The 22709-nt window shown below is 45.3% G+C and carries 1 protein-coding gene; it reads right to left on the bottom strand.

Translation table 11 applies throughout. From position 1 onward, the window contains the following. Nucleotides 1-85: 85 nt before the first annotated feature. The coding region (locus L8S15_RS20070) for a cadherin-like domain-containing protein (RefSeq protein WP_280574855.1) at nucleotides 86-22709 on the bottom strand (22624 nt) is incomplete at its 5' end.

The following is a 22709-nucleotide window of genomic DNA, read 5'->3' as shown; positions in this document are numbered from 1 at the left end:
TAGTTATCGTTTACCTATTAGTATCTATAACTAGCTATTTACCATCTAGAGATCTCTCAACTAGCTGTCGCTCACCTAATTAGCTTTAACCGTGAGTAATAACATTCTGCTGAACTAACGCATCCAGAATATCTGACGGCATGGTGCCGCTTAGCGTCAACTGAGGTGCAAGGTCTTCAACCACAATCACTTGTTCCGTAGTACCTAGACCATCCGGATTGATCGTAAGCTCAATATCATCCCCATCGACTTTCGCGTCTATCTGTTGCAATAACGCTGTCATGTCTGGAGATGTGTTCTTAAGTTCAGGTAACACTTCACGCAGGTCAATCTGGTCTCCTTCAGATAGGCTGAAATCGGTAATGGTATCTTCAACACCGTCTTCAATGTTAAGCCATACAAACGAGTCCATACCGTCACCGCCGGTTAAAATATCTGAACCGCCGCCGCCAATAAGCGTATCGTTGCCCTCGCCACCAACAAGCGTATCATCTCCCGTTCCACCTTCCAGTCTGTCATTTCCAGAACCGGCAGTCAGGTCGGTATTGTTAGCGCCAGCCAATAGTTGCACATCATCCGTTTCCGCAGCCAAGTTAATATCAATCGCGTCAGAGACAATGTTCAAGTTAAGGTCTATTGAAGCCGAAGTGGCAGTGTCATTATTGTCTGTCTCTTCAGAAACAGCTTCAACTTTAAGTGTATAACCACCCGGAGTTTCAGAGAGTCCTACAACTTTCAAACTATCAATCGCATCAGCCGTTGCTACCCAAACACCATTCTCAAGAGTCACTATACCTACATCACTGGTGATTTGAGCACCAGCAGGTACGTCGCTGATATGCAACGTTAACTCTTCCGTAATGTCAGTTAAGGCTGCAATAATACCAACCAAAGGAATACCACTCGCACTGACTGACTGACTCGCGGTAATGTTTCTCACGTAGTTAGAGGCAGTATCAATTGATAAAGTAGGCGTATTCGCAACTGGCGTAACAGCAATGTTGTAAACCACAGGTACAGTTTCTATTGCGATACCCGAAGGGTTTCCACTGTCTTTAGCGGTAACCTCCAAGCCAATAATATTGATTGGTGAAAGGCTCGCATCGAGATAAACACCATTTGGACTGGTTGGCGTATCAATCAACGCATTCAAATCGCTTAGAGTACCGACTAAGATAACCGAACCTGTGTTGTTGCCATTTACCACCACAGTTGTCATAGCTGGTAATGATACATTCAGTGTACCGTAATCCACAGCCAGCGTGACGGTCATGAGATCATCAGAAAATGTATCAACATAATCAGGGTCACTGACATTGATACCACTCAATAACTGACCAGCATCCTCGTCAACAACCGTAGTGACGCTGTCACCATTAACAACAGGTGTATCGTTCACTCCATCGACAATCGCGGTGATCTCCGCAGTATCCATAAGGAAGTCATTGACGCCGTTGGTTGTACCATCATCTTCGACGGTATAAGTGAACTTAACGTTACCGTTGTATTCATCAGCCGCAGCAAATACCCAGTATGGGCCAGTGATCGTAGCGTCATCAGCACCACCCACGTTTTCAAAGCGCTGTAACTGACCTTGGCCTTCATCGATTACCAGATTAGTCACGGTAATCGTGTCATTTTCCGGATCACTCGTCGCAGCAATTAAGTCTTCCTCTTTGATGATCAACTTACCTTCTTCAAGAATGTTTCCTAAGTCGATATCCGTTGCCACCGGCTGATCATTCACTGCTGTTACCACTACGCTGATTTCGCCTGTATCTGTTAAGAAATCATCAGCGCCGTTGGTTGTACCATCGTCCTCAACGGTATAAGTGAACTTAACATCACCGTTGTATTCGTTGGCTGCGGTAAATACCCAGTATGGGCCAGTGATCGTAGCATCATCAGCACCACCGACGTTCTCAAAGCGTTGTAATTGGCCCTGACCTTGATCGAGCACCAAACTGTTCACAGTAATCGTGTCGTTTTCCGGATCAGTAGTTGAGGAAATCAAGTCTTGCTCTTTAATGATCAACTGATCTTCTTCAAGCATGGTGCCCAAATCAATATCCGATGCCACCGGCTGATCATTAACTTCAGTAACCACAAGGCTAATTTCAGCATTATCAGTTAAGAAATCATCCGCACCGTTGATTGTGCCATCATCAATGATGTCGTATTTGAACTTCACATCGCCATTGAAATCATTGGCTGCAATGAATATCCAGTACGGTCCCGTAATCGCTGCGTCATCAGCACCACCAGCATTTTCAAAGCGTGTTAGCTGACCTTGCCCTTGAGTCAGAGTCACACCGGTTACCGTGAGATTATGGTTTTCTAGATCAGAACTGGCTGCAATCAAGTCACTTTCAACAATCACGATTTGGCCGTCTTCCATAATCGAACCCAAATCAACATCAGTCGCAACAGGAGCGTCATTCACTTCCGTCACCTTAATGGTAAACGTGGTTTGATTGGTTTGAGCAGTATTCGGGCCACCCGCGTCAATCAGACCATTGTTGCCACCATCATCAACCGTTGCTGTCACTGTTGCGACACCATTTTGGTTTAGGTAGTTTTCATCAGCACCTAACTCAAATTGAACACTTCCAGAGTTTAAAGCACTGTTGATATCACCTAATGTCCCCTCAAGAGTGATTGCACTTCCCGAAACTGGAACTGATGTTACCCCAGTAAAACCTCCAAAGTTCAATGTACCTTGGTCTACAGATAGCGTTAACGTGTAAATCGCAGTTGGATCGTCATAAACCGCATCAGAGTCGGTAATCTTGAAGCCAGATATATCACTCAAGGCAATTGAAGTATCTTCCGGGGTCTCAATGTTGGTCACATTCACAAACGTCGGTTGATCGTTGATAGGATCAATCACTAAATCAACATCAAAGCTGGTTGGCGTGCCTAAGTATTCGGTGTTGTCAGCGTCTGTATCTACAGAACGAACCGTAATTTGCAATGGTCCATTGATGCCAAGCGCATTGCCTGCATCGCTATTATGTTCACCCGAATTAAATACGATCTTATCGAGCGACTGCGCCGAAACATCCAATGTCCAAAGTTGTGTCACCGGATCGTAGCTAGCCAATGTCGTGCCGTCTGGATAGAAAATAGAAGCATCTTGAGGCACTCCCGCCACTTCAACTCGAAGTGTTTCAGGTGCATTTTCAGTAAACGTTCCGCTTCCTGTAGCCGACAATTCTTTGTCCAAAATAGTCGCATTGATTTCGATATCAATGTTTTGGCCTTCATTCCCGGTGACAGAATCGGTTGGGTTGGTATCAACATCATCACCAACTGGTACCACATGCAGCTTGAAGCTTGGCAAATTTTCTGCAGCAGTAGGCACACCCAACAAAGATTCTTGAGTGAAGACTTCCACACCAAACTCGGCCGTACCACTGAAATTTTTCGGTGGTAAAATTGACAACTCACTGAGGTCGAATGACAGTCCTGATGCTTGAGGCAGTTGAACGCTCCATTCACCACCACCGTTGTTCTTCACTGTGTAAGTTGAGGCAGCGTCTGCACTCATTAAGAAGCCATCTGGTACACCCGTAAACTTAATTGAAACGAACTGCTCTGAACCATCAAGGTCAGTCAATGCGATCGATACTGGCCCCGTACCTGACAAGGAAATAAGCTGGTCTTCGTTACCTGTAATCTCGATAACATCTGGGTCACTGCCCGGCCCTGTAACAAGAACATCATCCACGACAGGAACCACTTCAAAGTTTACAGTCGTAGAGAAAGTATCCGTGTCAGTCGCGCTACCAACAGGAGAAGCTGTCTCATTGTAGGTAGCCGTGTCGGTAATTGTCCCGCTGACATTCACTTGAATCTGATTAACGTCATTACCCGTCGGGTAGTTTGGTGCAGCTCTGAACAAGACGTTATCTAGAGCACCCGCGTTGATCTCCGATTCATCGAAGGTCAACGCTGTGCCAAGAGATACACCCGCGCTGGTATAAAACGCACCGACACTCGTGTCATCTAAAGTCAGCGTAATAGATGTGAATTTTTCGTCACCGCCTTCAACCCCACTTACTTGGTCAGTAATAGTTGAGCTGAAATCAAGCTGGATATAGGTATCTTCGTAGCCAACTGGATCTTGTCCAGCTTGGCCATCGGTATCGACAGGATTAAACGAATCGTCGAGCGAACCAACCACCGTAACATCGATGTCTGGATTGCCTTCAACATCTGGTGCGACTTTGATTACCACATCGGTCACCAAGGTGTTTTCATCACCTGAAAGGAGATCTTTGGTCACAATGGTTAGTGGTAACTTAAAGTCACCAGAGTAGTCCGCTGGTAGATTCAGTAACAGCCCAGAAAAGTCCGTTAAAACGTTCTGGTCGACTGTCGTCTCAAAGACATACTTTCCATTAACGAAATCGACTTCACTGCTTCCCGACAAACTAATTGGGAAGGTGCCTCCTGGATTAATAGTAACTGAGTCATCAATAATGATGGTCACTTGGTCTGTTGAAGTATCTTTGCCAGAGAAAGTGATCAAGTTATTTAGCGCAGCTCCTAGGTCTAACTGTGTGTCTTCTATAGCATCGACAACGCTATCTGGTGTCATCGTAATATCTGCAGCAACCTCATTCCCACCAATAAGTACTTGAGGGAAAGATAGGACTACATCACCTTCTCGTTCAACTGCTGGTGATGATTCTGTCTCAACGCCATCACCGCGATCAATTACGGTACTAAAGATGTTCATCTTTATTTCATTGAACAATCCAGGAGTACTAGTAGTTAGCGGGAAACTAAGACCGTTCGGTGCACTGATGCTAAATAAGTCCTCATTCGTCACAACCCAGCGACCATTGCCTTCATATGCAGCACCAATAACAAGTAACTGATTTAGCACATCATCTGATAACGCCGAATCGTTCACGTTTGTTAATTCAATAACCAATTGGTCTACTTCTTCAATCGCAGATGAAGCATCCGTTTCTTGGTATCGGATGACAAACTCATCCGTAGCGGATGGGTTATCGCTGTTGGTCGTAAACTTAATTACACCTGTAAGAAGATCGGCAACAACACTTATCAAACCACCAATTCCTGCAACATCATCGACGATGAGTTTATTGGTAGTGCCATTGTCAGTCTCAACTACAGGCCTAACGACAACATTGATCGTCCCCATAACCGTCGCTGTAGCGATACCCTCACCAGAATCAGAAGAGTCCACATACTCATGATCACGCTCCTCGACCTCAACTTCCGTTGTCAATGTAAAATCAACGCTCGAGTCAGATGGGGGTGTCATTTGAATAAAGTTATTCGCTAATGCAATTTGGGTAAATTGTTCAGGTGTTTGATTACTATCTTTTGGTGTAATCGTTAACGTACCAGCGCCATCATCAACAACAGTAACATCACCATTTACGACAGCAGTTACCCCCGATGGAATACCTGAGATTATGATAGAGGTAAAGTGCTCATCGGAATCAATATAATCGGCTCCATCAGGATGCCAATCGATATTGATTACTGAATCTTCATTACCATTGGTCGCATTAACGTAATTCGTTGATGTGTCAATTACTGGCTCAACCAACACTCTAATCTCTTGATCAAATGTCAGTGTATGACCATCATTTTCGGTCACAACTATTTTGCCTTGGATGTGGATATTCTCAGTTGATGAGTCAACAGGTCTGATACGAATGCCCGACGTTTTGCCCACATCAGTAATATTCGCTTCGTAGATAGGTTTGGATAGATCAGGGCTACCGCCCGATCCGGTTTCATAACCAACAAAATTAAGGTCAATCACTGTACCATCGCCATCTTCGAGGATGACCCCGTCAGGGATACCCGAAAGGATTACAGTGATTGCTTCAGACCCATCTCCTGTTAAAGGAGAATCCGCGAGATCATCAGGTTTACGTTCACCAGACAACACCGTGAAATCAAGCTCTGCAAAGCTGTCGCCGTTTTGACTCTCTTGAATCGTAGTTTGAACGCCGCTTGCAGTACCATCTGTAATTGAGGTCCAATCGGTACCATTCGTCCCACCATACGGAACATCTGCAACACCTTTAACCTCGACGTTGACCGTCTTAGTACCCAGAATTTCTTCATCAACTTGTTGAGGGTTGGTTGACAGGTTTGCAGTATCTTTGACTACACCGGTAACATCAAAGGTGAAATCTACATTACTGTGTTTAGTTGGAACAACCTCAACATTAGCCAAATCGGAATATGCGATTTCTTGATAATTGGTACCATTAACGGTAGGAACTACCGTGGTTGTACCTACAAAGTAAAGCACTGCGCCTTCTGTGATATTACTGATACGGACAAACAGTTCTTCAGAGCCATCTGTGTCCACCGACCCTGTCATGGTAATGACTTCGTCTAACGTGAATGCGTCTTTGTTGTCCAAAGGGCCAATGTAATCAGGGTCATCGATATTGTCTTCGTTGATCTTGATACGACTCACACTGAATTTTCCTGGGTCGGCGTCAGCAGTGACATCAATAATGATGTTTTGCTCTACAGAACGAGCTTGAGTTTTATCATTTGCTCCGCCATTGGCGGTATCTTCATAAGGGTTCAGTGTTTCCTTTGTAACCGCTATTGCTTTGAATTCAATCTGACCAGAGAAGTTATCGATCGGGTTAACTACGGTGCTGTTAATGTCTTCTGCCGCTATTTCATATACACCATCCGTCGTCAGCGTAAGCACATTGCCGTTCTTATCAAGCAGCTCGAACTTCCCATCACCTTGAACAGCTTCAAGTTCATAGGTAATCGTCTCAGTATTACTGTTATCTTGCGACTCTGCGTTCAGCTGCAAAGTAACGTTGTCTTCATCTTCGTTCACTTGATAATGATAAGTGCTGTTGGAATCATCCCAAGTCGCTATATCAGCCACCGCTTCAATCTCGATTCTGAAGTTTGAGTTGATGGTGTGATCCGTGGAGCCATTTTTCTCAATTTCAAGCTCATAACGAACTCGCCCACCAGTTTCATCCGAACTAGCGTGTTGGTCCGGAACAAAGAACAGGTTGTCTACCGTCGCGATAGTTTGTCTTGGTTCACTCGGGTTTGGAGCAAAGCTTTGTTCAAGTTCAGGAGAACCAAATATAATGCTTCCATTTGACTCAGGTACCAATTCAATGTAATCAGCACCATCAAAGTAATAAAAAGTACCTTGGTGACTATCACCTCCATTCGGGCTTTTAATCGTCAACTGCCCAATAGATTCAGCATTATCTTGGTCATACAGACTAACTTGCAGCGCAACTTGAGCTGGTGCATTAGGCAAACCATTTTGGTTATCTTGAACGTTCTCAAGAGTCGGTTCATCACCCGTTGCGTAAGGTATCGTTAAATCTCTACCCGCATCCTCGAAGGTAGTCACTTTCAGCGCGATTCTTGTAGAGTCCCTATCTGTAATCGTGATATCTAACGGTGTTTCAGAGGTATCTAAATCGCCGTCCGTCGCAATCACGTTAATCGAGAAGTCGATGGTGTCAAGACCGTCATGATCGAGATAACCGTTAGCTCTGAATTCAACCTCGCCATTTGAGTTAATACGAAGTCGACCAAGCTGTCGAGTATCAACGCCTCCATTACCATCATCCGTTTGCTCGTAAACGCGAACCTGTTGGCTGCCAATGTTTAAATCGAAGTCACTACTGTAAGGCCCACTGTTCTCAGCTCGGAAAACAATTCCACTTCCGTCAAAGGCCTCAATTTTGCTCAGTACTGCGCCATCAGAACCCACATCAGTCGCATCAGCAAACATATCGACTTTAGAACCATTATAGTTCTGACCTTCAATACGAGTAATCGATTGAGTTGTCACCAACGGTACATCATCCGTGACCGTGATTTTCAGATCGATCGCGTCTGATTGGTCTTGGTCAAAATCTTCAGCCACGATAGAGAAATCAAGCTCTATGGTGTTTTCATTCGCGCCATCAGGGTGCTTAAGTGGTTTAAACAGCTCAAATTGATAGCTGTTGTTTGAGGTATCAAAAATGATTTCAAACACAGGCTGATTGCTGGTTACAGTCTGTGCAACATAAGTGAAGGTTGTACCGCTTTGTGAAACAGGCAGCCACTCTAGGCTTTCTCCATCAGAAGTTAAGCCTGTAATCACCAAGTTTTCATCGACCAATTCGTACTTAACAACACCATCAGCGCCTTCATCAACGGTGAATAGCCCATTGATAATTGTATCTTCGGATTGATCCGAACCAATCCCAGCAAGATCATCTTCATCGACAACCGTCTCACCCGTTGGCGGACTCATCACTGGCACATCATCGATCACCTCGATTGGCAATACATACTGATTAGAATCATCACCATCACTGTCAACAGCCACTACATTAAAGGAGATAGGCAGCTTATTTCTCGCCTCTGAGCTAGGCTCATGATCTAGAGGACCAAGTAAGGTAAATGTGTATGACCCATCGTTACCCAAAACAAGAGTAAAAATCGGTGTTCCACTTGTGGTGGTTCCTTGATAGGTGGTTGTGTTCGCTGCTCCAGAGATCTCAGTAATCGAAATTGCTTCACCACTTGAGGTAAGCGTAGGTTCTAGAGTCGCTATATTACGGAGTTCGTAAACCTCGACTTGATCTGCACCTTGTGTGGTTACAAACGAACCCGTTGCTTGTGCCAGAGTGCCTAAATCATCTTCATCAACCACAAACGTACTCGCGACAGTGGTGTCAGTAATGGTTGGTACATCATCGGTAATGGTCACCGTAAGAGGTTTCATCGCTGAGTCAGTGTTGTCTTTGTCGACTGCTATAACTGGCAAGGTGAAAACTTGATCGTTATTACCCTGTACTGGCAGGTGATCTAACTCTTCCAACAAGGTGAATGTGTACTCTCCTAGAACCACGCTGCTAAACGTGATGGTGAAGATATCCGTTTGGACACCGCCGCTTTCAACGTAACCAATATAATTATCGCTGTTTAGAGGATCTTCTTTGAGCTGAACAACTAAGCCATCCGCTTTGAGATCGCCAGATGTGTTGAACTGGGTGGTATCAATACGGAAGTAGCTCACATCATCACTTCCTGCTGTGAAAGTAATGGTTTCAGTTTGGCTCACAGGTAAACTCGGTGAAGAGCCGTCGATCAGATTCGCTTCTTCCAATGCAACCGTTGGTACTGTGTCTATTACTGGTGGAGCACCATCTGAAATCGTCAGTGTCACTGTCGAGGTCACGATGTCGCCATCTTTATCTTCAGATGTCACCGTAATGGTCTTAACGATGTTACCACCCGAATGATCGAGATTACGGTTAGGTTCGAAACGTACATCACCTTCAAGATTGATAAACAGAGAACCTTCAGTGAATACAAACTCTTGCTCACCCGTGTTGGTTTGTACCAAGGCTGTTTCAGCTTGATTGTCATACACAAACTTAGTGATTGTCGCGCCATCTGCACTTTGCGCAGGCATCACATCAAATGTCGTTGTGGTAGGCGTTCCTGTAGTAGGCTCTGTGATGCTGAGCGTGCCGGATTGCATCAGTTGGACATCATCAGTAATGGTCACAGTCAGCGGTTTAGACGCTGAAATATCACCATCGGTATCTTCCGCGTAAACAGAAAGATCAAAGCTCAGATCGTTATTTCCTAAACCATCAACATGGTCTAAACGCTCAAGCAGAGTAAATGTGTATTGGCTCGGATTCGTATCATCAAAATCCAGAGTGAAGATTACTTTCTCAACACCCGAACCATTAGTGGTAAATGCAATGTAGTCGCCAGAATTTACAGGGTCTTCACGCAAACTCAACTCAAGGCCATCCGACTTCAACGCGCCGTTGGTATTGAACAGCCCTACTTCCACCACTATTTCAGCAATATCATCACTGCTTGCAAGTGAAGTAATGGTTTGAGTGATACTCACAGGGTTTACGCTAGGCGTAGAACCATCCGCAAGTAAGCTTTCTGACAATGCCACACCTGGTACAACGTCAATTGCTGGCCCATCACCATCAACAATGGTGAGAGTAACTTTTGATGAGAAGATGTCGTTATCAAAGTCTGAAGAGGTGAACACAATCGATTTAACAATGTCGCCCGCAGAGTGATCAAGGTTTCGATTTGGCTCAAACCTTACATCACCATCTAATGTCACAAACAGTGAACCTTCAGTGAAAACAAACTCTTGTTCACCACTGATGCTCTGATTCAGAGTAAATGGGGAACCACCGTCATACGTAAACTGCGTAATGTTCGCGCCGTCTGCACTTGGTATTGGCATCACATCAACTGTAGCCGTTGTAGGAGTACCAGTATTAGGCTCAGTGATGGTTAAGAAGCCATCTTGCATTTGCTGGAGGTCATCTTCTATCGTAACCACCACATCGCGCTTCGTTGATTCAGAATCATCGGTATCAACGGCATAAACCGGTAGACGGAAAGTTAGATCGTTATGCAGTACACCATTAAGATGATCAAACGCCTCAATCAAGGTAAAAGTAAACTCACCTTTGTTGACACTATCAAAGCGAATTGTGAATACATCGGTAACGTTACCCATACCGTCATCGGTATAACCAATGTAGTCACCAGTAGAAGAAGGATCTTCTTTTAGTTGAACGACAAGACCATTTGATTTCAACAGATCGCCCGGATTGAACTCGTTGGTCGCAATTCTAAAGTGACTAAAGTCATCACTTCCTTCGGTGTAAGTGATTGTGTGAGTCGAACTGACTGCAGAACCACTTGGCGTCGAGCCATCCGCTAGGTTAACTTCCGATAAGTTAACATCTGGAACCACGTCAATAACGGGATCGATGCCGTCTTTGATCGTTAAGGTGACATCCGCGGTATCTGTATCGTTATCAAAATCACTGGTGGTGACGACAATCGTTCTTACAATGTCGCCGGATGAATGGTCAAGATCTCGGCTCGGTTCAAAACGAACCTCCCCTTCAATGGTGATGTACAGTAAGCCATCGGTTACGGTAAAGACTTGTTCTGTAGAAATGCTTGGGTCTAACGTTACAGCTGTGCCACCATCGTAAGTAAACTGTGTCACTTTCGCGCCATCAGCACTCTGCGTTGGCATAAGATCAATGATTGGTGTCGTAGGTGGCGTACCCGATGCCAAATCAGCTAATGAAGGCTCAATGATGCTCAAGGTACCATCTTGAACACCTTGTACGTCATCGGTGATCGCAACTGTCATTGGCGACACTGCAGAATCATCACCATCCGCATCAACCACTAACACAGGGACATCGAAGCTTAGTGTATTGTTTTGTAATCCATCGACATGATCTAACGCTTCAAGCAGTGTGAACGTGTATTGTCCTAAATTACTCGCCGAGAAGCTGATCGTGAAGACGTTGGTTTCTACGTTAGAACCGTCTTTGACGAAGCCAATGTAATTACCAGAATTAGCTGGCTGCTCTTTTATTTCGACATCTAGACCGTTCGATTTCAAAGATCCTGAAGTATTGAACTGCGTAGGGTCAATTCTGAAATGGCTTACGTCGTCACTACCCGTTGTGTAGGTAATGGTTTGTGTCATTGTCACTGGATTACCGGTTGGCACAGAGCCATCGACCAGGTCCACTTCAGATAACGTAATTCCGGGAACAAGGTCGATAGTAGGAAGGTCACCATCAACAATCTTCAGCGTCACGGTCGATGTAACAATATCGCCATCGAGGTCAACAGACGTCACCTCAATCGACTTGGTAATATCACCACCAGCATGATTTTGATTACGTACAGGTTCGAAACGTATCTCACCTTCCGTCGTAATGAATACCGAGCCTTCCGTGAAGACAAACTCTTGTTCACCATTCACATTTAAATCAAGGCTTTCTGCAGTGTTACCGTCAAAAACAAATGAAGTGACTTTGGCTCCATCAGCACTTTGGTTTGGCATCACATCAAAGGTATTTGATGTTTCGACACTTGCTGCCGGCTCACGACTGGTGATTGTGCCGTCTTGCATCAACTGCACATCGTCGCCAATGGTCACACCAAGCTGAGAAACTAACGAATCATCGCCATCACTATCAACCGCATACATAGGCAGATTAAAGCTTAAATCGTTGTTGCCGCGCGCATCTTGATGATCGAGAGCTTCGATTAAGGTAAATGTGTATTCGCCTAATGTTGCGGAGTTAAAGTCCAACGTAAATACTGTCGTCTCCACGTTAGACGAACTGGTAGTAAATCCGATGTAGTTGCCCGACCCTTGCGGATCTTCGCGTAATTCAACGGCTAAGCCATTCGATTTAAGCGCATCGTTGGTATTGAACTCAGTTGGTTCAATTCGGAAGCGAACCACATCGTCACTTTGGTTGGTGAAAGTAATAGTTTGCGTTGAGCTGATCGCACCAGCGTTTGGAGCCGAACCATCCGCTAGATTTGTTTCTGAGAGAGTAACGCTTGGAACTGCATCGATGGTTGGAATATCACCATCTGTAATGGTCAGTGTAATGGTTGAAGTCACCGGATCATTATCAAAATCACTTGAAGTAACCACTATCGACTTCACGATGTCTTCGCTGGCAGAGTGGTCAAGGTCACGATTCGGTTCAAAACGCACTTGGCCTTGCAGAGTGATGAATAACTCACCTTCTGTGAAACTAAACTGCTGCTCGCCTACGATGCTTTGATCGAGTGTTTTGACAATACCGCCAAATGAGAATTCAGTGATCGTCGCACCATCGGCACTCTGATTTGGCGTCACATCAATGGTGTTGGTTGTGATTGTTCCGTCTGCAAGATTTGGCTCGATGATATCTAACGTACCGCCTTGCATGATTTGAACATCATCACCAATGGTCACGTTAAGTTGAGACACAAGTGAATCATCACCATCGCTATCTACCGCATAAACGGGCAAATCAAAGCTCAGATCGTTATTAGCTAGGCCATCTGCATGGTCTAGCGCTTCAATTAGAGTAAAGGTGTATTCACCTAGCGTGGTGGTCGAGAAACTAACAGTGAACACTGGAACTTCAGCGTTCGAACCATTGGTAATAAAACCTATGTAAGTGCCTGGATTAGCAGAGTCTTCTTTTATCTCAACCGCAAACCCATTCGATTTCAGTGCGCCGCCGACATTGAACTCGGTTGGTTCAATACGGAAACTGGTCACATCATCACTTTGATTCGTAAAAGTAATCGTTTCAGTTTGACTGACTGCACTGCCACTTGGAGTTGAACCATCTGCAAGGTTGGTTTCAGACAAAATAACGCTTGGCACTGCATCAATGGTTGGGATATCACCATCAGTAATGGTCAAAGTTACTGTTGACGTCACTACATCGTTATCTGAATCGCCCGAAGTCACCACTATCGACTTCACGATGTTTTCGCTAGCGGTGTGGTTTAGATTACGATTTGGCTCGAAGCGCACTTCACCTTGCAAGGTAATGAACAGTGAACCTTCAGCAAAGACAAACTTCTGTTCACCCGTATCGTTTTGATCAAGCGTTATTACTGCTCCGTTATCATATATAAACTGAGTAATTGTCGCCCCATCGGCGCTTTGTTCAGGCATCACATCAACAGTAGCTGTCGTCGGAGTACCTGCAGCCAAATCAGCAACCGTTGGCTCAATAATATTAAGCGCTTGGTCTTGCATGACCTGTACATCATCACCGATGGTGACTTTAAGTTGAGACACCAGTGAATCATCACCATCGCTATCAATCGCGTAAACAGGAAGGTCAAAAGTCAGATCATTCTTCGCTAAGCCATCTACATGATCCAACGCTTCAAGCAAAGTGAATGTGTATTGGCCTAAGTTAGTATCTGAGAAGCTAATCGTGAATACGTTAGTTTCAACATTCGGAGCCGTGGTCACAAAGCCGATATAGCCACCCGATGTGGTTGGGTCGGGTTTCAACTCAACCGCCAATCCGTTCGATGTCAAAGCACCACCAACATTAAACTCAGTCGGTTCAATGCGGAAACTCGTCACGTCATCACTTTGGTTAGTAAAGGTAATCGTTTGAGTTGAACTCACCGCACTGGCATTCGGGTCAGAGCCGTCACTCAGATTCGTTTCTGACAGCGTAACGCTTGGCACTGTGTCAATGGTTGGGATATCACCATCAGTAATGGTTAGCGTTACCGTTGAGGTCAGCACATCGTTATCCGAATCGCTAGACGTCACCACGATAGATTTCACGATGTCTTCGTTCAGCCTGTGGTCTAAATCGCGATTAGGCTCAAAGCGCACTTCACCTTGAAGCGTGATGAACAGTTCACCTTCCGTAAAGCTAAACTGCTGCTCACCATTTTCATTTTGGTCAAGCGTTCGAAGCTGGCCATCATAAGTGAATTGCGTCACTGTTGCGCCATCAGCGCTTTGATTCGGCATTACATCGAAAATACTGGTTGTTACCGTACCATTAGCAAGATTTGGTTCAACGATACCTAACTTACCGTCTTGCATGATTTGAACATCATCGCCAATGGTCACGCCAAGCTGAGAAACTAACGAATCATCGCCATCACTATCAACCGCATACACAGGTAGATTAAAGCTTAAATCGTTGTTGCCACGCGCATCTTGATGATCCAGAGCTTCGATTAAAGTAAATGTGTATTCACCTAAGGTTCCGGAGTTAAAGTCCAACGTAAATACTGTCGTCTCCACGTTAGACGAACTGGTAGTAAATCCGATGTACTGACCAGAACCTTGAGGATCTTCACGCAGTTCGACCGCTAAACCATTCGATTTAAGTGCATCGTTAGTATTGAACTCGGTTGGTTCTAAACGGAAGCGAACCACATCATCACTTTGGTTGGTGAAAGTAATCGTCTCCGTTTGACTAACCGCACTGCCACTTGGCGCAGAACCATCCGCTAAATTTGTTTCTGAGAGCGTAACGCTTGGCACTGCATCGATGGTTGGAATATCACCATCGGTAATGGTCAGCGTAATGGTTGAAGTCACCGGATCATTATCGAAATCACTTGAAGTCACCACAATCGACTTCACGATATCTTCACTCACTGAGTGGTCTAGGTCGCGGTTCGGCTCAAAGCGTACTTCCCCTTCAAGAGTGATAAACAGCTCACCTTCTGTGAAACTGAACTGCTGCTCGCCTGAAATGCTTTGATCCAGTGTGTTTACGACGCCGTCATAAGTAAACTGAGTGATCGTCGCACCATCGGCACTCTGATTTGGCATCACATCAATGGTGTTGGTTGTGATTGTTCCGTCTGCAAGATTTGGTTCAACAATATCTAACGTACCGTCTTGCATCATTTGGACATCATCACCAATGGTCACGTTAAGTTGAGATACCAGAGAATCATCACCATCACTGTCTACCGCATAAACAGGCAGTTCAAAGCTCAGATCGTTATTATCTAAACCATCCACATGGTCTAACGTTTCAAGCAGAGTAAAGGTGTACTCACCTAGTGTGGTCGTAGAGAAGCCAATAGTGAAGACAGGAACTTCAGTATTCGAGCCATCAATAATAAAACCGATATAAGTGCCCGGGTTAGCAGAGTCTTCTTTTATCTCAACTGCAAATCCGTTCGATTTTAGTGCTCCACCGGCATTGAACTCGGTTGGTTCAATTCGGAAACTCACTACATCATCACTTTGGTTCGTGAAAGTAATAGTCTCAGTCTGACTTACTGCACTGCCGCTTGGTAAAGACCCATCAACGAGATTGGTTTCTGAAAGCGTAACGCTTGGCACCGCATCAATGGTTGGGATATCACCATCAGTAATAGTCAGAGTGACCGTTGACGTCACCACATCGTTATCTAAATCGCTTGAAGTCACCACAATCGACTTCACGATGTCTTCGCTAAGCGTGTGGTCTAGATTACGGTTTGGTTCGAAGCGCACGTCACCTTGAAGAGTGATGAACAACTCACCTTCTGTGAAGCTAAATTGCTGCTCACCATTGTCATTTTGATCCAGAGTTCGAACTTGACCGTCATACGTAAACTGGGTGATTGTCGCGCCATCGGCACTTTGTTCTGGCATCACATCAATGGTATTCGTTGTGATTGTGCCGTCTGCAAGGTTTGGCTCAGTGATATCTAACGTACCACCTTGCATGATTTGAACATCATCACCAATGGTCACATTCAGTTGAGACACCAGTGAATCATCACCATCGCTATCAACCGCGTAAACAGGAAGGTCAAAAGTCAGATCATTCTTCGCTAAGCCATCTACATGATCCAACGCTTCAAGCAAGGTGAAGGTGTATTGACCTAAATTGGTATCCGAGAAGCTAATCGTAAACACGTTAGTTTCAACATTCGGAGCGGTTGTCGCAAAACCGATGTAGCCACCCGGAGTGGTTGGGTCGGCTTTCAACTCAACCGCCAATCCGTTTGATGTGAGAGCACCACCAATATTGAACTCCGTCGGTTCAATACGGAAACTTGTCACATCATCACTTTGGTTAGTAAAGGTAATGGTTTGAGTGGAACTTACCGCACTGGCATTCGGAGCAGATCCGTCACTCAGATTCGTTTCTGACAGCGTAACGCTTGGCACAGTGTCAATCGTTGGGATATCGCCATCGGTAATGGTTAGCGTTACCGTTGAAGACACAAGATCGCTATCAGAATCACTCGATGTTACGACTATCGACTTAACGATATCGCCAACAGTATGATCGAGGTTACGACTTGGTTCGAAACGAATATCGCCTTGTAGAGTGATATACAAAGCCCCGTCAGCAACCACAAACTTTTGCTCACCCGTGTCATTTTGGTCAAGCGTCAATACCGCCCCACCACCGTAAGTGAACTGAGTAATGGTCGTGCCATCAGCTCCTTCTTCATCAAGGACATTAACGATTGGCGTAGTCGGCGTACCTGCTGCCAAATCTGCAACCGTTGGCTCTTCAATAGTGAGAGAGTCATTAACCATCACTTGAATATCATCAGTAATAGTTACAGCCAGTGGCGACATCACAGAGTCATCACCATCGCTATCAACCGCGTAAACTGGCAAGTTAAATGTTAGGTCGTTGTTGCCTTGAATTGGTGTGTGGTCAATCGCTTCCAGAAGCGTGAAGGTGTACTCACCCAAAGTGGTACTGCTGAAATCGAGTGTAAACACTGTGGTTTCGACATTCGAAATATCAGTCGTGAAACCAATGTAATTGCCTGAACCTGTTGGTTCTTCTCGAATCTCAATGATTAAACCATCTGACTTGAGCGCGTTGTTGGTATTAAATTCACTTGGCTCTAAACGGAATTTCTCAACATCGTCACTTTGATTAGTGAAAGTGATGGTTTCCGTTTGGCTAACCGCGCTGCCAGTTGGCGTGGAACCATCAGCAAGATTAGCTTCTTCAATTGATACGCTCGGCACCGCATCAATAGTCGGATTGTCACCATCAGTAATGATCAGCGTAACGGTTGAAGTAAGAGAATCGTTATCGAAGTCACTTGAAGTCACCACAATCGACTTCACGATGTCTTCGCTCACTGAGTGGTCTAGATCGCGATTAGGTTCAAAGCGTACTTCACCTTCAAGGGTGATATACAGTTCGCCTTCTGTGAAGCTGAACTGCTGTTCGCCTGAAATACTTTGATCCAGTGTGTTTACGGCACCATCATAAGTGAACTGAGTGATCGTCGCGCCATCGGCACTTTGGTTTGGCATCACATCAATGGTATTGGTTGTGATTGTTCCATCAGCCAGATTTGGCTCGGTGATATCTAACGTACCGTCCTGCATGATCTGAACATCATCACCGATGGTCACATTAAGCTGGGATACCAGTGAATCGTCACCGTCCGTATCAACAGCATAAACAGGCAGGTCGAAGCTAAGATCGTTGTTATCTAAACCATCCGCATGGTCTAACGCTTCAAGTAAGGTAAAGGTGTATTCGCCTAACGTACTCGTAGAGAAACTAATGTTGAACACTGGAACTTCAGCGTTCGAACCATCGGTAATAAAACCGATGTAAGTACCGGGATTAGCAGAGTCTTCTTTTATCTCGACCGCAGCTCCGTTCGATTTTAGTGCTCCACCCACATTGAACCCGGTTGGCTCAATGCGGAAGTTTGCTACATCATCACTTTGATTGATAAAGGTGATGGTCTCAGTTTGACTGACTGCGCTGGCGCTTGGTGCTGAGCCGTCACTAAGGTTGGTTTCAGACAGAGTAACGCTAGGCACTGCATCAATGGTTGGGATATCACCATCGGTAATGGTCAGCGTCACTGTGGAGGTCAGTACGTCATTGTCTGAATCGCTTGAGGTCACCACTATCGATTTGACGATGTCTTCGTTAACCGTGTGGTCTAGATTACGGTTTGGCTCAAAGCGCACGTCACCTTGAAGAGTGATGAACAACTCACCTTCTGAGAAGCTAAATTGCTGCTCACCATTGTCAGTTTGATCCAGAGTTCGAACTTGCCCGTCATAAGTAAACTGAGTGACCGTCGCGCCATCGGCACTTTGCTCTGGCATCACATCAATGGTATTCGTTGTGATTGTGCCGTCAGCAAGATTTGGCTCAGTGATATCTAACGTACCACCTTGCATAATTTGAACATCATCACCAATGGTTACATTTAATTGAGACACGAGTGAATCATCGCCATCACTATCGACGGCGTAAAACGGTAAGTCGAAACTCAAATCATTATTTGTGAGGCCATCAACATGGTCTAAAGCTTCAAGTAAGGTGAAGGTGTATTGGCCTAAATTGGTATCTGAGAAACTAATCGTGAACACGCTGGTTTCAACGTTCGAGCCATCGGTAACATAACCGATGTAGCCGCCCGGTGTGGTTGGATCGGCTTTCAGATCAACCGCCAATCCATTTGATGTTAGAGCACCACCAACATTGAATTCGGTTGGTTCAATGCGGAAGCTGGTCACATCATCACTTTGAGTGGTGTAAGTAATGGTTTGAGTTGAACTCACCGCGCTGCCGCTTGGTGCAGAGCCATCACTCAGATTCGTTTCTGACAAGTTCACTGTTGGCACATTATCAATGGTTGGAATATCACCATCGGTAATGGTCAGCGTAACTGTTGAGGTCAGCGCATCGTTATCCGAATCGCTAGACGTCACCACGATCGATTTCACGATGTCTTCGTTCAGCGTGTGGTCTAGATTACGATTAGGCTCAAAGCGCACTTCACCTTCAAGCGTGATAAACAACTCACCTTCTGTGAAACTAAACTGCTGCTCGCCAGTGTCATTTTGGTCCAGCGCTCGAAGCTGACCATCATAAGTGAATTGCGTCACCGTTGCGCCATCAGCACTTTGATTTGGCATCACATCGAAAATGCTAGTTGTTACCGTGCCATCAGCAAGATTTGGTTCAACGATATCTAACGTACCGTCTTGCATAATTTGAACATCATCGCCGATAGTGACATTTAACGGAGACATCAGTGAATCATCGCCGTCACTGTCTACCGCATAAACAGGTAGGTCAAAGCTGAGGTCGTTATTGCCTCGGGCATCTTGGTGGTCTAATGCTTCGATGAGCGTGAACGTGTATTCGCCTAATGCCCCAGAATTAAAGCTTAATGTGAATACTGTAGTTTCTATGTTTGTGGCACTGGTCGTAAAACCAATATAGTCACCCGACCCTGCCGGATCTTCACGTAACTCAACGGCTAGACCGTTCGATTTAAGATCATCGTTAGTATTGAACTCTGTTGGCTCAATACGGAAACGAACCACATCATCACTTTGGTTGGTGAACGTGATGGTTTGAGTGGAGCTTACCGCGCTGCCACTTGGCGCAGAGCCATCAGTCAGATTCGTTTCAGAGAGGGTAACGCTTGGAATAACATCAATCGTAGGGTTATCACCATCCGTAATCGTCAGGGTTATGGTTGATGTCAGAGAATCATTATCAAAATCACTTGAAGTCACGACAATCGACTTCACGATGTCTTCGCTAACTGAATGGTCTAGGTCGCGGTTCGGCTCAAAGCGCACTTCACCTTCAAGAGTGATATAAAGCTTACCTTCAGTAAAGCTAAACTGCTGTTCGCCAGTATCATTTGGGTCAAGCGTTCGTAGCTGACCGTCATAGGTAAACTGAGTGACCGTTGCGCCATCGGCACTTTGATTTGGCATCACATCAATGGTGCTGGTTGTCACCGTACCGTCGGCCAGATTTGGCTCGATGATATCTAACGTACCGTCTTGCACGATTTGGACATCATCACCAATCGTGACGTTAAGCTGAGACACCAGTGAATCATCACCATCGCTATCAACAGCGTAAACAGGCAGATCGAAGCTGAGATCGTTATTATCTAAACCATCCACATGGTCTAGCGCTTCAAGTAAGGTAAAGGTATATTCACCTAACGTACCCGTAGAAAAGGCAATCGTGAAAACTGGAACTTCAGTGTTCAAACTATCGGTAATAAAGCCGATGTAAGTACCCGGGTTAGCAGAGTCTTCTTTTATCTCGACCGCAAAGCCATTAGACGTCAGAGCTCCACCTACATTGAACTCGGTTGGCTCAATACGGAAACTCGCCACATCATCACTTTGATTAGTGAAAGTAATCGTCTCAGTTTGGCTTACTGCACTGCCGCTAGGCGCAGAGCCGTCACTTAAGTTAGTTTCCGAAAGTGTAACGCTTGGCACTGCCTCAATGGTTGGGATATCACCATCGGTGATGGTCAGCGTCACTGTGGAGGTCAGTACGTCATTGTCTGAATCGCTTGAGGTCACCACTATCGATTTGACGATGTCTTCGTTAACCGTGTGGTCTAGATTACGGTTTGGCTCAAAGCGCACGTCACCTTGAAGAGTGATGAACAACTCACCTTCTGAGAAGCTAAATTGCTGCTCACCATTGTCAGTTTGATCCAGAGTTCGAACTTGCCCGTCATAAGTAAACTGAGTGATCGTCGCACCGTCAGCGCTTTGCTCTGGCATCACATCAATGGTGTTGGTTGTGATTGTGCCGTCAGCAAGATTTGGTTCCGTGATATCTAAGACACCGCCCTGCATAATTTGAACATCATCACCGATGGTTACATTTAACTGAGACACCAGTGAATCATCACCATCGCTATCGACAGCGTAAACAGGAAGATCAAAGTTCAAGTTATTATTCAACAAGCCATCAGCATGGTCTAACGCTTCAAGCAAGGTGAATGTGTATTGGCCCAAGTTAGTATCTGAGAAGCTAATCGTAAACACGTTGGTTTCAACGCTCGAGCCATCAGTAACGTAACCAATGTAACCGCCCGGTGTGGTTGGGTCGGCTTTCAGCTCAACCACTAACCCATTCGATTTCAACGTACCGCCAGTATTGAATTCAGTAGGCTCAATGCGGAAACCCGTCACATCATCACTTTGATTCGTGTAAGTAATCGTCTCGGTCTGACTTACTGCGCTGCCGCTTGGTGCAGAGCCATCATTCAGATTAGTTTCAGAAAGAGTAACGCTTGGCACTGCATCAATGGTTGGGATATCACCATCGGTAATGGTCAGCGTTACTGTTGAGGTAAGCACATCGTTATCCGAATCGCTAGACGTCACCACGATCAATTTCACGATGTCTTCGTTCAGCGCGTGGTCTAGATTGCGATTAGGTTCGAAACGAACGTCACCTTGAAGCGTGATAAACAACTCACCTTCCGTGAAGCTAAACTGCTGCTCGCCGTTATCATTTGGGTCAAGTGTTCGTAGTTGACCGTCATAAGTAAACTGAGTGATCGTCGCGCCATCGGCACTCTGGTTTGGCATCACATCAATGGTGCTGGTTGTCACTGTGCCAGCGGCCAAATCTGCGACGGTTGGCTCGACGATATCTAACGTATCATCTTGCATGATTTGAACATCATCGCCGATGGTCACACTTAACGGAGACATCAGTGAATCATCGCCGTCACTGTCTACCGCATAAACGGGTAAATCAAAACTGAGGTCATTGTTGCCACGGGCATTTTGATGATCCAAAGCCTCAAGCAAAGTAAAGGTATATTCACCTAATGTGGTGCTAGAAAAACTCAGTGTAAATACCGTGGTTTCGACATTCGTCGCACTGGTCGTAAAACCAATATAGTCACCCGACCCTGCCGGATCTTCACGTAACTCAACGGCTAGACCGTTCGATTTAAGATCATCGTTAGTATTGAACTCTGTTGGCTCAATACGGAAACGAAACACATCATCACTTTGATTGGTAAAAGTAATGGTTTGAGTGGAGCTTACCGCGCTGCCACTTGGCGCAGAGCCATCAGTCAGATTCGTTTCAGAGAGGGTAACGCTTGGAATAACATCAATCGTAGGGTTATCACCATCCGTAATCGTCAGGGTTATGGTTGATGTCAGAGAATCATTATCAAAATCACTTGAAGTCACGACAATCGACTTCACGATGTCTTCGCTAACTGAATGGTCTAGGTCGCGATTAGGTTCAAAGCGTACTTCACCTTCAAGGGTGATATACAGTTCGCCTTCTGTGAAGCTGAACTGCTGTTCGCCTGAAATACTTTGGTCCAGTGTGTTTACGACACCGTCATAAGTGAACTGAGTGATCGTCGCACCATCGGCACTCTGATTTGGCATCACATCAATGGTATTGGTTGTGATTGTTCCATCAGACAGATTTGGTTCAACGATATCTAATGTGCCATCTTGCATTATTTGGACATCATCACCGATGGTCACATTAAGCTGAGACACCAGTGAATCGTCGCCATCACTATCAACCGCATAAACAGGCAGTTCG

It is taken from the genome of Vibrio sp. S/42/10 (assembly GCF_029890535.1).
Classification (GTDB): Bacteria; Pseudomonadota; Gammaproteobacteria; order Enterobacterales; family Vibrionaceae; genus Vibrio; species Vibrio cyclitrophicus.
Note: the sequence above shows the minus strand (reverse complement) of the source record. Positions and strands in the feature narration are given on the sequence as shown.